The sequence below is a fragment of the Synechocystis sp. PCC 7339 genome (assembly GCF_019924095.1).
Lineage (GTDB): Bacteria > Cyanobacteriota > Cyanobacteriia > Cyanobacteriales > Microcystaceae > Synechocystis.
Window position 1 is genome coordinate 3,237,928 of sequence record NZ_CP063659.1, and the last position, 12,896, is coordinate 3,250,823.

At 49.3% G+C, this 12,896-nt stretch carries 11 protein-coding genes; 5 read left to right on the top strand and 6 right to left on the bottom strand.

The window, feature by feature from the left end:
- Positions 1-43: 43 nt before the first annotated feature.
- Both IQE94_RS15260 and IQE94_RS15265 read right to left on the bottom strand, forming a co-directional pair.
- Positions 44-1,072 (bottom strand): photosynthesis system II assembly factor Ycf48, encoded by a 1,029-nt coding sequence (locus IQE94_RS15260; protein WP_212720482.1) that lies wholly within the window; start codon positions 1,070-1,072, stop codon positions 44-46.
- A gap of 55 nt (positions 1,073-1,127) precedes the next feature.
- On the bottom strand, positions 1,128-1,475 hold the full coding sequence (locus IQE94_RS15265; protein WP_028947675.1) for a rubredoxin: 348 nt from the start codon (positions 1,473-1,475) through the stop codon (positions 1,128-1,130).
- Positions 1,476-1,710: 235 nt separating this feature from the next.
- Between IQE94_RS15265 and dxs the strand changes: the two genes are divergently transcribed.
- Entirely contained in the window at positions 1,711-3,627 is a 1,917-nt protein-coding gene (dxs, locus tag IQE94_RS15270; protein ID WP_223342253.1) for a 1-deoxy-D-xylulose-5-phosphate synthase, read from the top strand.
- Positions 3,628-3,816: 189 nt separating this feature from the next.
- On the opposite strand, the gene IQE94_RS15275 is transcribed toward dxs, so the two are convergent.
- Complete coding sequence (locus IQE94_RS15275) at positions 3,817-4,563, bottom strand: DUF561 domain-containing protein (RefSeq protein ID WP_223342254.1); 747 nt, start codon at positions 4,561-4,563, stop codon at positions 3,817-3,819.
- 130 nt (positions 4,564-4,693) lie between these two features.
- Between IQE94_RS15275 and IQE94_RS15280 the strand changes: the two genes are divergently transcribed.
- The gene (locus tag IQE94_RS15280; RefSeq protein ID WP_223342255.1) at positions 4,694-7,171 is read left to right on the top strand and encodes a phospholipid carrier-dependent glycosyltransferase; all 2,478 of its coding nucleotides are present in this window, start codon (positions 4,694-4,696) and stop codon (positions 7,169-7,171) included.
- On the opposite strand, the gene IQE94_RS15285 is transcribed toward IQE94_RS15280, so the two are convergent.
- Entirely contained in the window at positions 7,172-7,492 is a 321-nt protein-coding gene (locus IQE94_RS15285) for a helix-turn-helix transcriptional regulator (RefSeq protein WP_194015567.1), read from the bottom strand. It abuts the gene before it with no gap.
- Between the two features lie 355 nt (positions 7,493-7,847).
- Between IQE94_RS15285 and IQE94_RS15290 the strand changes: the two genes are divergently transcribed.
- From IQE94_RS15290 to IQE94_RS15300, 3 genes are all read left to right on the top strand, one after another.
- Positions 7,848-8,102 carry a 2TM domain-containing protein gene (locus IQE94_RS15290; protein ID WP_010871713.1) on the top strand — a complete coding sequence of 85 codons (255 nt, stop codon included), beginning with the start codon at positions 7,848-7,850 and terminating at the stop codon, positions 8,100-8,102.
- A 181-nt stretch (positions 8,103-8,283) separates the two neighbouring features.
- Positions 8,284-9,993 (top strand): urease subunit alpha, encoded by a 1,710-nt coding sequence (gene ureC / locus IQE94_RS15295; RefSeq protein ID WP_212720459.1) that lies wholly within the window; start codon positions 8,284-8,286, stop codon positions 9,991-9,993.
- Positions 9,994-10,103: 110 nt separating this feature from the next.
- Entirely contained in the window at positions 10,104-10,439 is a 336-nt protein-coding gene (locus tag IQE94_RS15300) for a hypothetical protein (protein WP_190598678.1), read from the top strand.
- Positions 10,440-10,474: 35 nt separating this feature from the next.
- On the opposite strand, the gene IQE94_RS15305 is transcribed toward IQE94_RS15300, so the two are convergent.
- Both IQE94_RS15305 and IQE94_RS15310 read right to left on the bottom strand, forming a co-directional pair.
- Positions 10,475-12,031, bottom strand: a complete 1,557-nt coding sequence (locus IQE94_RS15305) for a mercuric reductase (RefSeq protein WP_223342256.1) — start codon at positions 12,029-12,031, stop codon at positions 10,475-10,477.
- A gap of 146 nt (positions 12,032-12,177) precedes the next feature.
- Positions 12,178-12,864 (bottom strand): TVP38/TMEM64 family protein, encoded by a 687-nt coding sequence (locus tag IQE94_RS15310; protein WP_212722006.1) that lies wholly within the window; start codon positions 12,862-12,864, stop codon positions 12,178-12,180.
- Positions 12,865-12,896: the final 32 nt, after the last annotated feature.

The window sequence follows — 12,896 nt, forward strand, 5'->3', positions numbered from 1 at the left end:
AAATGCAAAGCAATTAGAGTCTAGTCTACTATTTGTGAGCCGCCTAGGGAACCATGGCCACCTCGGCGGTGGGGTTATATTTGAGCAAAATCCCGTCTTGTCCCAGCACAAATCCTTTTTCCGGACTGAGGAACACCACCCGATAAAGATTGGCGGGAATATCCTCCACCCCAGTATCCTTAGCCCAGGTTTGTCCGCCGTCCTGACTCATCAACAGGTTACCGCTGGCCCCCGCCACCCACACTTCTTCAGGGGTACGGAAGGACAGGTCGAGTAGGCCCCAACTACCCTTATCCTGGGGTGCAATCACATCACTCCATTCCTCCGCATCGGGATCGGTGCTGAACTGGAGTTGTCCCCCCCGGGCCAACAGCCATAGTTGACCGTCTTTGCCATAGCCCATGGTCTGCAAGCGTCGGGAAGAATTCCGATTATGGGGAGTCCATTCCGTTTGCCCCGGAACCCAGGTGGAATAAAAATTACCCCGGGCCGACACTGCCACATAACGGCCATCAGGCGATCGTTGAATGGTGCGAGCTACTCCTACGGCCCCCTCCACCAAAGCTTTCCAGTTTTTGCCCCCATTGGTAGTTTTATAGATGGCCCCCAAATCCGTAATCATTTCCGCCGTTTGGGGTCCCAGGGCAATAATGCTGTAGGGAGCGCCGGGCAATTTTTCGCTCAGGGGAATGCGGGCCCAGGTTTGACCACCATCGGTGGTGTGGAGCAGAATGGATGGTTTACCCGTGATCCACCCCTCGTCACCGGAGAAACTAACGGCGGAAAAACTAGCCTTTTCTTCCCCTAGGTCGATCAACTTCTGTTCCCAGGTGTCGCCGCCATCGGTGGTTTCAAAAATGGTTTCCTTCGTACCCACGAGCCAGCCGTGGCTTTGGTCTTCGGTGAAAGCAATGTCTGCAAAGGTGGAATCTGTTTCCAAGACAATCTCCTGCCAAGGATTAAAACCTAAGTCCGGCACATGGCTACAGCTAACGCAGAAAACAGCAATGACTGCCACTAGGACAAGTTGCTTTAGTTGCTCAAACTTCAAACTGGGGAATTTAAACGGCATTGTGAACAAAGATAATCAAGGAGTACAGCAAGGGCTCAGAGGGAAAATTTAAGCCTTATCCCATGCCGTAAAGGCTCAGGAAAAATAGGAAAATGACAAAAAGACTACCAAAAATCAGCAAATTCTTTTTGCCACTACTCATACGGTTAAAACCAAAACCGTAGTTAAGGTTCTCGGCAAAACCAGAGGGAGCATCGGTTTCCCCCGTGCTCATGAAGTAGTTACGGGGAGCACCACACACTGGACATTTCCAATTAAGGGGTAAGGCCTCAAAGGGAGTACCGGGGGAGATATTGGTCTTTTGATCCCCTTGGCTGGGAATGTAAACATAGCCGCAGGCCCGGCATTCATGGTTTGGGGATGCCAACTCCGCCAGGGTCTTTTCGGGGGGACGCTCACTCATGGCTACTACCGCAGGGAACTGGGGGGAAATCTTTAGTAATCTTTGTTAAAAATTATGACATCTTCGCTACCCTTTTCCCCAGCCTTGTCAATGTGGATTGATGATTGATTCATTGGATATTTTGTCCAGGCCATGACCGGAGTTTTCCCTCCTAACTTCCCTTCACCCAATGGGTTAAAGTGTGAGAAGTCTGAAAAAAGTTCCACAATCTAGCCATAGTTAGTCCCAATCCACCATGCACATCAGCGAACTGACCCACCCCAACCAGTTAAAGGGTTTATCTATCCGTGAGCTGGAGGAAGTCTCCCGGCAGATCCGAGAAAAGCATTTGCAAACTGTGGCCACCAGCGGTGGTCATCTGGGGCCAGGGTTGGGAGTGGTGGAACTGACAGTGGCGCTTTACTCCACTCTGGATTTGGACAAAGACCGGGTGATTTGGGATGTGGGGCACCAAGCCTATCCCCACAAAATGTTGACAGGACGCTACCACGATTTCCACACCCTGCGACAGAAGGAAGGGGTAGCTGGTTACCTCAAACGTTCTGAAAGTAAGTTTGACCATTTTGGGGCTGGGCACGCTTCCACTAGCATTTCCGCTGGTTTGGGCATGGCCTTAGCTCGGGATGCCAAAGGGGAAGACTTTAAAGTAGTTTCCATCATTGGCGACGGTGCTTTAACCGGGGGCATGGCCCTGGAAGCAATTAACCATGCGGGGCATTTACCCCATACCAGGTTGATGGTGGTGCTCAACGATAACGAAATGTCCATTTCCCCCAATGTGGGAGCCATTTCCCGTTACTTAAACAAGGTGCGCCTTAGCAGTCCGATGCAATTTTTGACGGACAATCTGGAGGAACAAATTAAGCATTTACCTTTCCTAGGCGATTCCCTCACCCCAGAAATGGAACGGGTTAAGGAGGGGATGAAGCGGCTAGTGGTGCCCAAGGTGGGGGCGGTGATTGAAGAGTTGGGCTTCAAATATTTTGGCCCCATTGATGGTCACAACTTGCAGGAATTAATCGATACATTTAAGCAGGCCGAAAAGGTTCCTGGCCCGGTATTTGTCCATGTTTCCACCACCAAGGGTAAGGGTTACGATCTAGCAGAGAAGGATCAGGTGGGTTACCACGCCCAAAGTCCCTTTAATCTCTCCACCGGTAAGGCCTATCCTTCCAGTAAGCCCAAGCCCCCCAGTTACTCCAAGGTTTTTGCCCATACGTTAACCACCTTGGCTAAAGATAACCCCAAAATTATGGGTATTACAGCGGCTATGGCGACGGGGACAGGGCTGGATAAACTCCAGGCCAAGCTACCCAAACAGTATGTGGATGTAGGCATTGCGGAACAACATGCTGTTACCTTGGCGGCGGGCATGGCCTGCGAGGGCATGCGTCCGGTGGTGGCTATCTATTCCACCTTTTTGCAACGGGGTTACGACCAGATTATCCACGATGTTTGCATTCAGAAATTACCGGTGTTTTTCTGCCTAGACCGGGCGGGCATTGTGGGGGCGGATGGCCCTACCCACCAAGGGATGTATGACATTGCCTATCTCCGCTGCATCCCCAATTTGGCGATCATGGCGCCCAAGGATGAAGCAGAGCTACAACAAATGTTGGTCACGGGGGTTAACTACACCGATGGGGCGATCGCCATGCGTTATCCCCGGGGTAATGGCATTGGAGTGCCCCTGATGGAGGAAGGTTGGGAACCGTTGGAAATCGGTAAGGCCGAGCTTCTCCGTTCCGGCGATGATGTGCTTCTGTTGGGCTACGGCTCCATGGTCTATCCGGCTTTACAAACGGCGGAATTGCTCCACGAACATGGCATCGAAGCGACGGTGGTTAATGCCCGCTTTGTGAAACCCTTGGATACGGAAATGATTTTGCCCTTGGCCCAGCGCATTGGTAAAGTGGTAACTATGGAAGAAGGCTGTTTGATGGGGGGCTTTGGTTCAGCGGTGGCGGAGGCTCTGATGGACAACAATATACTAGTGCCCTTGAAACGCCTAGGGGTACCCGACATACTCGTTGACCATGCCACTCCGGAGCAATCCACAGTGGGTCTTGGCCTGACCCCGGCCCAGATGGCGGCGGACATTATGGCGTCCCTGTTCAAAGTTGAATCACCCGTAGCTCCTGGGGTTAGCTAGGCAAGAGATGTTGCGACGAACTTGCTGAGGGGAGTCAATGGTTATTCCAACGTTTCCCTCAGTTTTTCTTTTCAGAGTTTCAATTTACCCCCTAAATCTCCTCACTAAAGCGACCGCAATACTGGGGGACTTTACTAGAGATTCAAGGGGCTTTTGAGTCATTTAGCCGAAGTTAAACTGATGACTTGACTAAGCAACCCGGACAGGTTGGGACACTAAGGCATCGGCCAAGCGACGGACTGCGGCCACCATGGCCACTTGGTCGTTCAATTGGTTAATGGCGGAACCAACCCCTACTCCACTGGCTCCAGCGGCGATCGCCATGGGAACGGTCACATCGGACAGGCCAGAGGCACATAGTACGGGCACAGTGACAGCTCGACTGATGGCATGGGCGGCGGCCAAAGTGGGGGCGGCTTTTTCAATCAGCCCTAAAACTCCGGGGTGATGGGGTTCGGCACTGGTGCCACCTTCGGTTTGAATAATGTCGGCTCCGGCGGCCACTAAGGCTTCAGCCAACTGTACCTGTTCATCTAAGGCTAAGATGTGGGGTACGGTGACAGAGAGCAAAGTATGAGGCAATAGTTGACGGGTAGCCTTGGTGAGGGCTAACACCTCTGGCCCTTCAAAACGGCGACCTTGGGCGTAAAAACTGTCAAAGTTACCAATTTCTACCAAGTCAGCCCCGGCGGCCACTGCTGCTGCTAACAATTCTGCTTCCACCGCTGACACACAGATGGGCAAATCAATGGCGTGGCGTACCTGTTGGATCAATTGGTGATCGGCGGCAATGTCCACAAAAGTAGCTCCCCCAGCCTGGGCGGCCTGGCCCACGGCTAAAACATTAGCACTATCGAAGTTATTTAAACCGCTAATTACCTTTAAGGCGGTACGATTTTCCAGGGCCTGGTGGAGTTGGGCAAGGTTTGCATTCATAGAATTACCAAAATGATTAATGCTGAATGGGAAGCCCCCCTAACCCTAACCATTTGGGTCAGGCCAGGAAGACTCTCTGCCCAATCATAACGATGGGCTGCTGCTATCCATCTTACGTCTAACCCCTGCTATGGTTAAGCAAATTTTATCTAAATCCTGGGTAGTGCCTCTGCTATTGGCCATGGTGTGGCTTGGCAGCAACGGACTCGATCGCCTCTGGTTGGCCATAGACCAGACGGTGCCGGCCTGGGACCAGAGTAATCACCTATCCTACGGCCTGGAATATTTGCAAGCTCTACGATCGCCGAACCTTTTTAGAGGGGAATGGTGGCGGAGTTTTTGGATGCTTTCCCCCAAATATCCCCCTTTGACCTACATAGTCAATGCTCCTTTCCAGGGGCTGGGTAGCCCAGGGAGTGATCTAGCTTTACTAAGTAATTGGCTCTGGAGTGGCATTTTAATTCTCTCCGTCTACGGCTTGGGGAAAAAACTTTTCAGCCGGGAAATTGGCCTGTGGGCAGTGGCCATCATGGTTTTGATTCCCCGTTTAATCCATAGTCGTTTGATTGTGTTGCTGGACAGTCCGCTCCTGGCTTTTACCCTCTTGAGCTTTACCTGTCTGACCTATTGGAAAGAGGCCAAAGGTCTCCGTGCTCAATGGCTCTGGGCGATCGCCGCTGGAGTTGCGTTAGGGCTGGGTTTGCTCTCCAAACAAAGTATTATTTTCTATCTCTTTTTCCCCCTGGTAGGCTTGGGATTGTGGACTCTTGGGAGCAAACAATGGCAACGGTTCGCCCAATTGCTAGTGGGTTTACTAGCAAGCATTCCCCTTTGGTATCCCTGGTATCGCACCAACTGGATTTATCTGTTTAGCACCGCCCAAAATTCCAATGCTATTCCCGCCACTTTGGAGGGAGACCCTCCCATTAATACCCTGGCCGCTTGGACGTACTACTGGCAGGATTTACCCAATGCCCTGTCCTGGGTCTGGTTAATACCGCCTTTGGTGGGGGTGATTTTGTCCCTGCTCAATCGTTTTCCTGCTTCGTTGCAGATACCTAGCTGGCGGGAAGCGAAACCGGGGTTGCTGTGGCTGGGATATTACTACGGTGGCACCTATTTAATCTGTTCTGCTATTCAGAATAAGGATGACCGCTATATTTTGCCCTATCTGCCTATTGTGGCTATTTTTCTCGCCTTCGGTCTAACCCGTTGGTGTGGCCGTTGGTTATGGGTGCGTTGGGGCACGTTGGCGATCGCCATTTTGGTCACCCTGGGTAACTTATTTCCCATTCCTGGCAGTAATGGCATTGTCCAAGTCCTAAACCCATCGGTATTATTCCGTCCCGATTTCGTTTTGCCTGCTCCCAACATGGACGTCATTACCACTGCCATAGAAACCACCCCGGCGCAAAGGATTAATTTGGGCGTTATTCCCAACACCCCGGCGGTCAATCCTAATACGCTCAATTATTATGGTGCGGCGGCGGATTTTCGGGCCTATGGTCGGGAATTGAGTCGTAACGGGGAAATTATTCAACAGGATCAGCAAAATTTCGACTGGTTCTTGACCAAAACCGGAGATAACTATTTAGCCGACCCCGTACAAGTGGAATTGGGGGAAACCATTGCCCAGAATGCCGATTTTGCCGCTGTGCAAGCCTGGCCTTTGCCCGATGGTGATGAGTTGAGCCTCTGGCATCGCCGCCAACCCAAGGTAGAAGTTAAACTTAGTCAAATTAATACCGAATTGCCCCAATTGACCAAAGTTGATTTACCGGCCAGCGCTCCCCCCGGTCAACCTGTGCCGATCACCTACCATTGGCAAGGCAACGGCGATCGCCTCAGTGAAGGCATTGTTTTGCTCACTTGGGAAAATACGGCTAACCCAGACCAGGTTTGGTTCCATGACCATGCCATCGGTTTGGGGGAATTGCTTCCTACCGACAATGGCCAAGGCGTTGAAGTAATTGAAAGGACAGCCATGGCGCCCCAGGCGGATCTACCTCCGGGGGATTACCGTTTAAAAGGGCAATGGCTAGATCCCAGCACTATGACGGCCCAACCCTTACCTTTACCGGAGATTACCCTGAATTTGGATGCCGATGCCCCGGCTTTGCCTGCACCACCATTGGATTTTGTCAGCCAACTGTACCATCTAGCGCAAAATTTACGGCAGGGTATTACTGGATTAGAACCGGTTTTTGCCCAGGTGGACCGCATTAATTTATACGATCCCCGCCACGATTATCTGCGTCAAGGGGATGCTAGTTGGACCTATCGCCTCAGCCAGAACCCCGTTGATCCCCTCAGTTTGACCTATGGCCAGGTTTTAGCCCGGGTGCTACAGGAAAATCCTCCCCAGGCGATCGCCGCTTTGCAGTCCTTAGTCAGACTGGATCCCAAAAATCCCTATGCCCATGCCTATTTAGCCTTTGTTTACCTCTATGACTGGCAGGGATACCAAGGCGAACAAGCCCTAAAACCCTCTCTGGCCCTGGCCCCGGATAATGCGGAAATCAATGGTCTCCAGGCGATCGCCCTATTCATGCAGGGAAAAATTTGGCCCGCTTGGCAAACAGTGCAAAATTCTGGCTTGCTTAATTAGTTAACTGTAGTGCTGACATTGGGCCACCCCTTCGGCCACTTCAGACAACAGTTCGTCCGCTAAGTCCAATAATTGGGCAATGCGGTCATTGGCAAGCTGATAATACATATAACGCCCCTGTTGCTCACGGATCACTAGGTCACAACAGCGTAAGCAGGCCAGATGGTTAGAAACATTTGATTGGGTCAGGCCAGTGCGCTCAACAATTTCGTTCACCGTTAACGCCCGAGCCCGGAGGACATGGAGAATGGCTAAGCGGGAAGAGTCGGACAGCCCCCGAAATAGTTTAGTTTTTAGGTCAGGGGTTTTGATGGCAGGCATAGGAATCCATTGAAGAGCCGATCTTCAACATATCATCAGCTTTTGCGATTGACATCCCTGCTAGGCAAATCAGAGGTGACAAGATTTTCGGCGGCTTCTGGCCTCAGCCATGGCCAGATTTTTGACCGATTATCTACCACAACGATTATCTAAACTAACCATTGCATAGGTTTACCGATTATTTGAACGTTTACTGCAAGCCATAATTTATCCCGGTCCCCATTCAGAAAAGGCGACTAATGCAATCCAACTTAGCTGAAATTTTGCTTAATTTTACGTCCCGATCTGCGGGGATTTCAGACCGTTGCCGTTAAAATTGGGGCTAGTGATTAATTGTGACCCTGATTAGTAATCTATGCCTCCCCGTTGGCCCCGTAAACCCGACCGTAATGATCCCGCCTTTCGCCGTTTAGACGATCGTATGAATTTTGCTGTCCATGTGGCAGTGTTTTTAGCGATTAATTCTGGCCTATGGTTTGTCCATAACTTGAACAAGGCCGATTGGTCTTGGTTGACGCCCCTTTCCGGCATCTGGCTGGGGGGTTTGCTTTTGCACCTGTTATACATTGCCGTTATTGCCGATTATTCCCCTGCCACTGGTAAGAGTTAAGGGCTTTGGCTAGACTGAACCAAATATTCCGGACTGTTAGTTTCTCAGCAATGGAATCTCAACTGCAATTCCCCATTTCCCCTAGCAAAATTCTGTCTGAAGACCTGTCCCTATAGTTTGACGCAACTGCTCGAATCCCTTCCCCTTGATTAACACTTGATTAACAAAGGAAATAGTCACCATGAGTTATCGGATGGACCGCCACAGCTACGCCCACACCTTTGGCCCCACAGTGGGGGATAAGGTGCGGCTGGCGGATACGGAATTGTTTATCGAAGTGGAACAGGACTACACTACCTATGGCGACGAGGTCAAATTTGGTGGCGGTAAGGTGGTGCGGGATGGCATGGGGCAATCCCCTTTAAGCCGAGCAGAAGGGGCAGTGGATGTGGTGATCACCAATGCTTTGATTTTGGATTGGTGGGGCATTGTCAAAGCTGATGTGGGCATTAAGAACGGCCGCATTTGTGCCATTGGCAAGGCGGGTAACCCCCATGTCCAAGACAATGTTTCTATCATTATTGGCCCCAGTACCGAGGCGATCGCCGGGGAAGGAATGATTTTAACGGCGGGGGGGATTGATGCCCATGTGCATTTTATTTGTCCCCAACAGATTGAAACGGCTTTAGCTTCGGGGGTTACCACCCTGCTTGGGGGAGGCACTGGGCCGGCGGCGGGCACCAAGGCCACTACTTGCACTCCTGGGGCTTGGAACATTCACCGCATGTTACAGGCGGCTGATGGTTTTCCCATTAACCTGGGCTTTTTGGGCAAGGGCAATGGCAGTCAACCGGCAGCCTTGGCAGAACAGATTAAGGCCGGGGCGATCGGGCTGAAACTCCATGAGGATTGGGGCACTACCCCAGCGGCGATCAACAACTGTTTGAGCGTGGCGGAAGATTACGACGTTCAGGTGGCTATCCACACCGACACCCTCAACGAAGCGGGGTTTGTGGAAACCACCATTGCCGCCCTCAAAAATCGAGTTATTCACACCTATCACACCGAAGGAGCCGGGGGAGGCCACGCACCGGACATTATCAAAATTTGCGGAGAATTGAACGTTCTCCCTTCCTCCACCAATCCCACCCGACCCTACACCATCAACACCCTGGAAGAACATCTAGACATGTTAATGGTGTGCCACCACCTGCACCGTAATATTCCCGAAGATGTGGCTTTTGCCGAGTCTCGGATCCGTCGAGAAACCATTGCGGCGGAGGATATTCTCCATGACCTGGGGGCTTTTAGCATCATTTCTTCCGATTCCCAAGCCATGGGCCGGGTAGGGGAAGTGATTTGTCGCACTTGGCAAACGGCCCACAAAATGAAAGTGCAACGGGGAGCCCTCGCCGGGGAAAGAGGAGACAATGATAATCTCAGGGCCAAACGCTATGTGGCTAAATACACTATCAATCCCGCTATTACCCACGGCATTTCCGAGGAGATCGGTTCAGTGGAAGTGGGCAAGTTAGCAGATCTCTGTCTCTGGAGTCCCGCTTTTTTTGGAGTTAAACCAGAATTAGTTATTAAAGGTGGCATGGTTGCCTACGCCCAAATGGGGGATGCCAATGCTAGTATTCCCACGCCTCAGCCAGTGCATATGCAGTCGATGTTTGCTAGTTATGGTGGGGCGATCGCCGCTACGAGTGTGACTTTTGTTTCCCAGAAGGCAGCGAAAAAAGATGTTGGCGAAAAATTAGGGCTGAGCAAGCCGGTGGTGGCGGTGAAAAATATTCGCCAGTTAACCAAACGGGATCTGAAACTGAATGATTATTTGCCCCATATTGAAGTAGATCCAGAAACCTACGAAGTGCGAGCCGACGGAGAATTACTCACCTGTGAGCCAGCATCAGTGCTGCCCATGGCCCAACGTTACTTCTTGTTTTAGTAACTTTTGGGCTTGCTTTTGGCCATGTAACAATCTGCTACCATGGACGTGAATTGCCTAATTTTGGACAATATTCTGTCAACATTTTCTAAACAAAGTGCCCTGGAACTATGGCTGTTGACCCCATCCCCCCCATCACATTGCCCCCCATCCAAGACCCTGTGCAAGAGGGAGATTGGTTACGTCAAGGATTACAACAATGGCTTAACCAAGAATTTATCCCCGAAGGAATTAATGCCACCATTGCGGAAAGGGCTGCCCAAATTTTTGTGCGTCAACGATTAGAAGGGGAAAATGATCTGGGCTCCTTGGTAATTGCCATTGTGACCGAAATGCAGGCTTTTGATTTTCGGGAAAGTTTTTTTAGTGAATTTGCAGTGGCCAATGCTGTTAGCGATTTAATCTTAGAAAGTTTAGGTTATGAAACCTGTTGTGGCCAATCTTAAATTGAACATAATTTTAGAGCTTTTGAGTATATTTTCTAAAATAATTTGCTGGGAAACTTAGTTAGAAGTTTTAATAAATTTTTCGTATTATTGGTGAGCAGGGTACGACGGTAGACATCAGCAGCTTTTTTAATTGCTTCTGCTTGGGTAGGGTAGGGATGAATGACGCTGGATAATTTGCTCAAACCAATTTTATTAACGATCACCGTGGTGATTTCCGAGATCATTTCCCCGGCGTGGGGAGCGACAATGGTGGCGCCCAAAATTTCATCGCTGTTAGCTATATGAATAATTTTTAAAAAGCCCTCCGTCTCTCCAGCGGCGATCGCCCGGTCAACTTGAGAGAAGGGAATTTTAATAGTTTTATAGCCTATGTCAAAAGCATCGGCGGTATTTTCATTTAGTCCTACGTGGGCAATTTCTGGGTCAGTGTAGGTTACCCAAGGCATGGTTAAATTACTTAATTTACTGCGTCCTAAACCGAAGGGAGAGAAGAGAGTATTTTTAATCACAATGCGAGCGGCGGCATCGGCGGCATGGGTGAATTTCCAGTCCATACAAATATCCCCGGCAGCATAAATTTGCGGGTTGGTAGTTTGCAAATAATCGTTGACTCTCACTCCTCGGCGATCAAATTTTACCCCTACAGCCTCTAAGTTTAATCCCTCCACATTAGGGGCTCGCCCTGCACCGACCAGAATTTCATCGACAATAACGGAACCTGATTCACTGTTATTACTGTAGTGTAAAACCTTGCCATTTTCTGTTAATTCTGCTCGTTCTAGCTGGACATTTAAAACTAATTGAACGCCATCTTTAAGTAAGGATTGTTGAACAATTTCTGCGGCTTCTGGATCTTCTTTATTTAATAAATGGTCACCTCGATGAAGCAAAGTCACCCTTGCTCCTAATCGTTGAAAGGCTTGGGCTAGCTCACAGCCAATGGGGCCACCGCCAATAACCGCCAGGCGATCGGGGCATTCCGTTAAAGAAAATACTGTTTCATTGGTTAAGAATCCCACTTCTTCAATGCCAGAAATGTTAGGTTTAACCGCCCTAGCTCCCGTGGCAATTACGGCTTTTTTGTAGTTAAGAATAGCTTCTCCCACTTCAATTTTATTGTTACGCAGAAAATGCCCTTGCCCAAGAAAGACATCAATACCTAAATCCTGAAATCTTTGGGCAGAATCATGATGGCTAATGCCCGCTCTAATTTGGCGCATTCTGGCCATGACAGCCGGAAAATCAACTTCAATATTGCCTGGTTTTTTAATGCCTAAATTAGCGGCGTTATTCATTGCCCCCACCACCCTCGCCGAGCTAATGAGAGCTTTAGACGGAACGCAACCAACATTGAGACAATCGCCTCCCATCAGATGCTTTTCAATTAGGGCGACTTTGAGCCCAAGACCTAAACCTGCCGCCCCGGCCGCCACTACTAAACCAGCGGTGCCTGCCCCAATGACCACTAGATCATATTGATCTTTGGGAGAAGGATTGATCCAATCAGGGGGATGAACATGGGCTAGTAATTGCCGGTTATATTCATCTCTGGGGACAATGTCAATAATAGAAATATTGGGATTATTCATAAAAATTAATTGTTTGATAAAAAATATTTAAAGTTAAATATCAGAATACTAAATTGGCAATTCAAAAAAAGCAAAAATTTAAAATTGTTGGCTGTACTAGCAAAAAATAACTAGATGATTATTATTAATAACTAGTAATCAATTTTTTATTCAACTACTTCCGATGTTAGAATTGCATCGTCTAAAGCTTTTTTGGCAACTTTAGTGACGTAAAAAGTAACAGCGACGGTGGCAATAAAGCCAATAATTCGAATTGCCCATTGCAAATTGGGATTGGCTTGGTTCGTTTCCGCTCCCACAGTAGCTAAGCTTCCAGCTAAAGAGCCAATGTAAACATACATAATAGTGCCGGGAATCATGCCAAGGGAACCAACGACATAATCCTTTAAGGAAACGCCGGTGATGCCATAACCGTAATTCAATAAATTAAAAGGAAAAACTGGAGAAAGTCTAGTTAAAATGACAATTTTTAGGCCTTCTCTACCCACCGCTTCATCAATAGCTTTGAATTTTTGATTGCCGGCAATTTTTTTCGCTACCCAACCCCGGGCTAAGTATCGTCCCACCAGGAATGCCCCCGTTGCTCCCAGGGTGGCTCCAACAAAAACATAGACTGAGCCGAGCACTACCCCGAACACAACTCCAGCACCTAAGGTTAAAATTGAACCCGGCAGAAAAGCTACCGTTGCCACCACATAAAGCAAAATAAAGGCGATCGCCCCGGCAGTACCTAAACCATCAATCCATTGCAGGGCAATGAGTAACCAATTTTGGGGATTAAAATCCCCGACACTGCTTTCCTGGGCTAGGGCAGGACTGGCAAAGAAAACCATTGCAATACTAAAGCTAGAGATGGCTAATGCCT